Here is a 5,505-nt window from a genome sequence, read left to right as displayed (position 1 = left end):
CGAACCCGGTAGTTAAGCCTCTCAGCGCCGATGGTACTGCATGGGAGACTGTGTGGGAGAGTAGGACGCCGCCGGACTTTTTTTGCAGGAAGGCCCCGCCGTTTACGGCGGGGCCTTTCTCATTTCAGCTGTTGCCGAGTTCGACGTGATACCGGGCGTGTCCAGGTCCTCGGCCAGATCAGCCAAGGTGACTTCTGGATTCAGCGTGGTTACCACACGTTCGGTCAACGGGCGCAACGCGTAGATGTGACGCACCGCCTCCAGGTCGACCGCGACCTCGTAGTAGTCCTCGGCGAAGCGCCGGAATGCCTCAGGGGTCGGATCGATGAGCAACCCGAAGAGGCCGGCTGCTCCATCGGGATCCTCCTCGCCGTCGGGGTAGTCGATCTCGCCCGCGTGCCAGCGGTCGTCGGCGGTCTCGCGCCATAGGCACGCGGTGACCATGGGTATCCCGGTCTCGTCACAGAAGGCGGGCTCCTGGACGCACGACTCGAAGACGTTCGGAACCGAGTCCAGGACACCCGGCCACGGGTCGTCGTTCAGATACGGGCTCATCATCGACTCATGAGCGAACCCGCGAACATAGGCACCGGCCGCCGAGAAGACGATCGAGTATTCGTCGCCCGAGCCGTTGCTCATCGAGGCCACCTCCTCCTCCGGCGACCAGTCCGCGGAGAAAGAGTGGTACCGGCTCTCCCAGTTGGGGCTCAGTATCGCCTCCAGCACGGACATCGATCGGCACAGGTCTCGCAGCCGATCGATGTCGGGCAGCGATCGAGCAACGTTATGAGCAGTCACATGCAGCATCTAACCGGATAACGGGCATCCCACAAGCGTGCTCCGACAAAGGCACGCTGCGTTCGCGCTGCACCCTTTTCGTGTCTGTATCTTCAGTCCGTTGTCGGGAGGGTTCGGACGTACTGGCGCCGCTTCTGGTCCCGTACGACGACGCCCAGGCGGGCCAGTTCGTCGCGGAGTTCGCGGACGTCTTCGGCGTCCGAGCCCTTCTCCTTCAACGGCTTCTGACGGGCCTTGAGGAGGGCGTTCGCGCCTCTCGGGAGGTCGGGAAGGTCGGGGACCCAGCGGCGGTACTCGTTTTTGTGCGGGTCGGCGTCCGCCCACAGGTAGCCGTGCTCGGTGAAGGCTTCGGCGACGCGGCGGAAGCTCAGGTCGCACTCCTGACGGTAGAGTTCGCCGCCCGCGTGGCCGAGCAGCACGAGGCGCTTGTCGTCTTGGAAGACCAGTGCGATGTCGGTTCGGGCGAACGATTGTTCACGGCCCTTGCGGGTGAGCGTGACGCGGTCGCCGACAGGCGGATCGCCAGTTGCTCGTAGTGCGCGATGAGCGCGAGAGCCAGCCCCGCCAGCGCACCGGCGGCGAGCAGCCAGGGGGCGGGGATCGAGGCGACGAGTTCGGCCGGGCCCTGCATCGGTGCCCAGGGCAGTGCGACAAGCCGGTCGGCCAGGGGGCCGGCGAGGAGGCCCAGCGCTGCCCCGACCGGCACGCAGACGGCATAGACGCACGCGGTGCGCCAAGCCGGTTCCCTGAGCACGGTGAGCCGGTCGCTCTTCGGGTTTCGCTGGGTTCTCTTCTGCACGCCTCTGCTCTCCTCTTGCGCCGGTCTACATCAAGATTCGTGGCTTGGTATGCCGGGCCGCGACGGACTTAGGGCCAGTTCCGCATCGACCAAGGTCGATGCCTGCGATTGACCTCAGGTTTGGTCGAGGTTTTAGCGTTGGGACGTTGCCGCGAAAGGGAGATCATCATGAAGGTCGTTGCCGCCGTCGAGCCCGGTGGGCCCGAGGTTCTGCGGATCTCGGAGGCGCCGACTCCGCACGCGGGACCGGGGGACGTGCGGGTGCGGGTGCGGACGGCGGGTGTGCAGCCGATCGATCTCGCGGTTCGCGCGGGATACACGCCGCCGGGTGCGGCCTCGGGCGCGGGCACGGTTCCGGGGAACGAGTTCGCGGGGTCGGTGGACGAGGTCGGCGACGGGGTGACCGATGTCGCGGTGGGGGACGAGGTGATCGGCTTCTCCATGCTCGGCTGCTACGCGGAGTTCGTCGTCGTGCCGGTCACACAGGTCACTCGCAAGCCCGCGGGGATGCCGTGGGAAGTCGCGGGGGCGTTCCCGGCGGCGATCATGACGCCGCACATAGCGCTCGAAGACATGCGGGTCGGCGACGGGGACACGGTGCTGGTGCACGCTGCTGCGGGCGGCGTCGGTGCCGTGGCGGTTCAGCTGGCCAGGATCGCCGGGGCGACGGTCGTCGGTACCGCGAGCGAGGGCAACCACGAATACCTGCGGACGCTCGGTGCGATCCCCGTCCGGTACGGGGAGGGGCTGGCGGAGCGGGTGCGCGAGGCGGCGCCGGGCGGGGTGGACGCCGCGCTGGACGGTGCGGGCGGTGACGCCCTCGCGGTGTCCCTGGAGCTGGTGAAGGATCGCGGTCGCATCGTCACCCTCGTGGAGCACGGCCGCGCCGGCGAACTGGGGGTGCGGGTCGTGTCGCGGGAGAAGCGGACGATCGCGCGGGTCGCGGCGGCCGTCCGGTACTACGAGGAGGGCAGGCTGGACCTGCACGTGCGGGGCGTCCACTCGTGGTCGCGGGCGGCGGACGCCCACCGGCAGGTCGCGACCGGGCACGGGCGCGGAAAAACGGTGCTGATCATGGACTGAGCGGTGCGAGGGCCGTTGGATCCGCGCCTCCGGCGCCGCCGCATGCCGGTCGGCGACCTGCGCGCATCTTTCGCCGTCCGTGGGGCGCAGCCCCTCGACGATCAGTTCGGCGACCCCGTCCGGGGCCTCTAGGTGCAGCGTCGTGGTCGGTGGGGACGTCGACGACCGGCAGCAGCGGCGTCGTCGCCTCGACGGCGGTGACGACTCGCAGGCCCGCTCCGGCGAGGCGCGGCACGATGAGCCGCCGATCGTCCACGGTGCGGCCGCCGCCGTGGTCCCGTACGGCGAGGTCCGCCCCGCCGGACGGCACGACATGGGTGGGCGATGACCGAGTGGTGGGCTCGGCCGGGGTGGGCGAACCGCCGGAATGGGGCTTGGGACTCGACGTGGGCGGTCCGGTCAGCGGCGGTAGGCGTCCAGGAACGCGCCGATGCGGCTGATCGACTCCTCCAGGTCGTCGGCGTACTGGAGCGTGACGACGCGGAAGTGGTCGGTGGTCGGCCAGTTGAACCCGGTTCCCTGGACGACGAGGAGCTTCTGCTGCTCCAGCAGGTCGAGGGCGAAGCGCATGTCGTCCTCGATGGGGTACATGGCCGGGTCCAGGCGCGGGAAGACGTACAGGGCGCCCTTCGGCTGGACGCACGACACGCCGGGCAGGTCGTTGAGCAGTTTCCAGGCGCGGTCGCGCTGCTCGCCGAGGCGGCCGGTGGGCAGGACCAGGTCGTCAATGCTCTGGTAGCCGCCGAGCGCGGCCTGGATGGCGTGCTGGCCGGGGACGTTCGGGCACAGCCGCATGTTCGCGAGGATGTCGAGGCCCTCGATGTAGGACTCGGCGTGCTCCTTCGGGCCGGACAGGACCACCCAGCCGGAGCGGAACCCGGCGACGCGGTAGTTCTTGGACAGGCCGCCGAAGGTCAGGCACAGCAGGTCGGGGGCCAGGGACGCGATGGGGACGTGCTCGGTGTCGTCGTACAGGATCCGGTCGTAGATCTCGTCCGCGAAGACGATCAGGTTGTGCAGGCGGGCGATCTCGGCGATGCGGGTCAGCACCTCGCGGGGGTAGACGGCGCCGGTCGGGTTGTTCGGGTTGATCAGCACGATCGCGCGGGTGCGTTCGGTGATCTTCGCTTCGATGTCGGCGGTGTCGGGCGCCCAGTCGGCGTTCTCGTCGCACAGGTAGTGGACGGGCGTGCCCCCGCACAGCGACGCGGACGCCGTCCACAGCGGGTAGTCGGGGGCCGGGATGAGGACCTCGTCGCCGTTGTTGAGCAGCGCCTGCAGCGTCATCACGATCAGCTCGGACACGCCGTTGCCGAGGTAGACGTCCTCGACGTCCACACCGGCGACGCCGTTCTCCTCGAACCGCTGCACGACGGCGCGGCGGGCGGCGAGGATGCCCTTGGAGTCGCTGTAGCCGTGCGCGTCCGGCAGGTTGCGGATCATGTCCTGGAGCAGTTCCGGCGGCGCCTCGAAACCGAACGGGGCCGGGTTGCCGATGTTGAGCTTGAGGATGCGGTGCCCCTCGGCCTCCAGCTGCTTGGCGCGCTTGAGCACCGGCCCCCGGATGTCGTAACAGACGTTGGTCAATTTGCCCGACTGGTTGACCTGCATGGACACACCATATCCGCGCGGGGGCCGGGTATTCGCACGCCGGGGGCACGTCCCCGGCGTGCGATGTCGGGCCCGGTCACTGCGCGGCCACGGCGGTCAGGACGGCGGCGCGTGCGGCGCGGCGGCGCGGGCGGACCGCGGCGAGCGTCCCGGCGACGGCCCCGACCGGCGCGATCACCGCCAGCGGGAGGGCCGGGGGCGCGAACGGGTTGCCGAGCGCGCCGCCGAGGCCCCAGCCGATGAACACCCCGAGCAGCAGGCCACCGGCGGTGCCGAACAGTGCGACGATCACCGATTCCCAGCGGACGATCGACCTGACCTGCGCGCGGGTGGCGCCGACCGCGCGGAGCAGACCCAGTTCCCGGGTCCGCTCGTGCACCGCGAGCGACAGCGTGTTGGCGATGCCGAGGAGCGCGACGACGATCGCGAGGCCGAGCATCCCGTAGATCACGGGGAGGAAGGCGCGCGCCTGCTCGGTGCGCGACGACACGAACTCGTCGCGCGTCCGGACGTCCGGCGCGCCGTACCGTCCGGCGAGTTCGGTGAGGGCGCGGCGGGCGTCGGCCGCCCGCACTCCGGGCGCGAGATCGACGAACGCCGTGCGGGTGAGGGGACGGCCGCCGTGCGCGTCCCACACGGTCCGGGGGACGATGTGGTCTCCGGCGAGGTCGGTGGCGGTGTAGACGGCGCCGACGGTGAGGGTCCGCGCGGTGCCGTCGGCGAACGTCACGGGGACCTTCGAACCGGTACGCCACCCGTTGTCCTCCGCGGCGTCTCGCGACACGGCGAACGTGCGCGGGTCCGCGAGGTTCCCCTGCGTGACGTCCAGGTCCAGGACGCGGCCGAGCGCGGACGGGTCGGCGACGCTCACGGTCGCGACCCGGCCGCCCATCCGGACGGTGCCGGTGCCGAGCCCCGCGACGTTCCCGGTCTGCGGCAGCGCGGCGGCCTCCTCGACGAGGCGGGTGCCGAATCCGCCGGTCTCGTTGCCGCCCGCGTCGACGACGAACCGGCCGTCGAACGATCCGGCGACGCCGCGTTCGAGGGACGCGCCCAGTGAGCCGACGAACACCGTGCAGAAGGTCACGACCCCGACGCCGATCATCAGCGCGGTCGCGGCACCGGCCGTCCGGCGGGGGCTGCGGGACGGCGTTGGCGCGGGCGAGCGCGCCCGGGACGCGGCGCAGCCGCGCGCCGGTCGCCGACGGCGGCGG

7 protein-coding genes and 1 rRNA gene are annotated in these 5,505 nt (G+C 70.6%); 3 read left to right on the top strand and 5 right to left on the bottom strand.

What is annotated here, in order from left to right:
* A 5S ribosomal RNA gene (rrf, locus tag BJF79_RS30610) occupies positions 1–77 on the top strand; the annotation flags it as partial.
* Positions 78–102: 25 nt separating this feature from the next.
* On the opposite strand, the gene BJF79_RS30605 is transcribed toward rrf, so the two are convergent.
* The 3 genes from BJF79_RS30605 to BJF79_RS62265 form a co-directional block, all read right to left on the bottom strand.
* Positions 103–732, bottom strand: a complete 630-nt coding sequence (locus BJF79_RS30605) for a hypothetical protein (RefSeq protein WP_262402771.1) — start codon at positions 730–732, stop codon at positions 103–105.
* Between the two features lie 158 nt (positions 733–890).
* The gene (locus BJF79_RS62270) at positions 891–1,217 is read right to left on the bottom strand and encodes a hypothetical protein (RefSeq protein ID WP_262402770.1); all 327 of its coding nucleotides are present in this window, start codon (positions 1,215–1,217) and stop codon (positions 891–893) included.
* Positions 1,166–1,597, bottom strand: coding sequence for a hypothetical protein (locus BJF79_RS62265; protein WP_262402769.1), 432 nt, complete (start codon positions 1,595–1,597; stop codon positions 1,166–1,168). Before BJF79_RS62265 ends, BJF79_RS62270 begins: the two co-directional genes overlap by 52 nt.
* A gap of 168 nt (positions 1,598–1,765) precedes the next feature.
* Between BJF79_RS62265 and BJF79_RS30595 the strand changes: the two genes are divergently transcribed.
* Both BJF79_RS30595 and BJF79_RS30590 read left to right on the top strand, forming a co-directional pair.
* The gene (locus tag BJF79_RS30595; RefSeq protein ID WP_075902632.1) at positions 1,766–2,680 is read left to right on the top strand and encodes an NADP-dependent oxidoreductase; all 915 of its coding nucleotides are present in this window, start codon (positions 1,766–1,768) and stop codon (positions 2,678–2,680) included.
* A gap of 142 nt (positions 2,681–2,822) precedes the next feature.
* Positions 2,823–3,008 (top strand): hypothetical protein, encoded by a 186-nt coding sequence (locus tag BJF79_RS30590; RefSeq protein ID WP_075902630.1) that lies wholly within the window; start codon positions 2,823–2,825, stop codon positions 3,006–3,008.
* A 71-nt stretch (positions 3,009–3,079) separates the two neighbouring features.
* Here the strand turns inward: BJF79_RS30590 and BJF79_RS30585 are convergent, their stop codons facing one another.
* The gene (locus BJF79_RS30585; protein WP_075902636.1) at positions 3,080–4,291 is read right to left on the bottom strand and encodes a pyridoxal phosphate-dependent aminotransferase; all 1,212 of its coding nucleotides are present in this window, start codon (positions 4,289–4,291) and stop codon (positions 3,080–3,082) included.
* 76 nt (positions 4,292–4,367) lie between these two features.
* The coding region (locus BJF79_RS30580; protein ID WP_143220426.1) for an ABC transporter permease at positions 4,368–5,505 on the bottom strand (1,138 nt) is incomplete at its 5' end.

Source organism: Actinomadura sp. CNU-125 (assembly GCF_001942465.1).
Classification (GTDB): Bacteria; Actinomycetota; Actinomycetes; order Streptosporangiales; family Streptosporangiaceae; genus Spirillospora.
The sequence above is the reverse complement of the archived record's forward strand: the minus strand, read 5'-3'. Positions and strand labels throughout refer to the sequence as shown.

What these genes read in the sequence shown, in the direction of transcription:
- BJF79_RS30585 (WP_075902636.1), bottom strand. Translation starts at nt 4,291, where the DNA reads ATGCAGGTCAACCAGTCGGGCAAATTGACCAACGTCTGTTACGACATC.
- BJF79_RS30595 (WP_075902632.1), top strand. Translation starts at nt 1,766, where the DNA reads ATGAAGGTCGTTGCCGCCGTCGAGCCCGGTGGGCCCGAGGTTCTGCGG.
- BJF79_RS30605 (WP_262402771.1), bottom strand. Translation starts at nt 732, where the DNA reads ATGTCCGTGCTGGAGGCGATACTGAGCCCCAACTGGGAGAGCCGGTAC.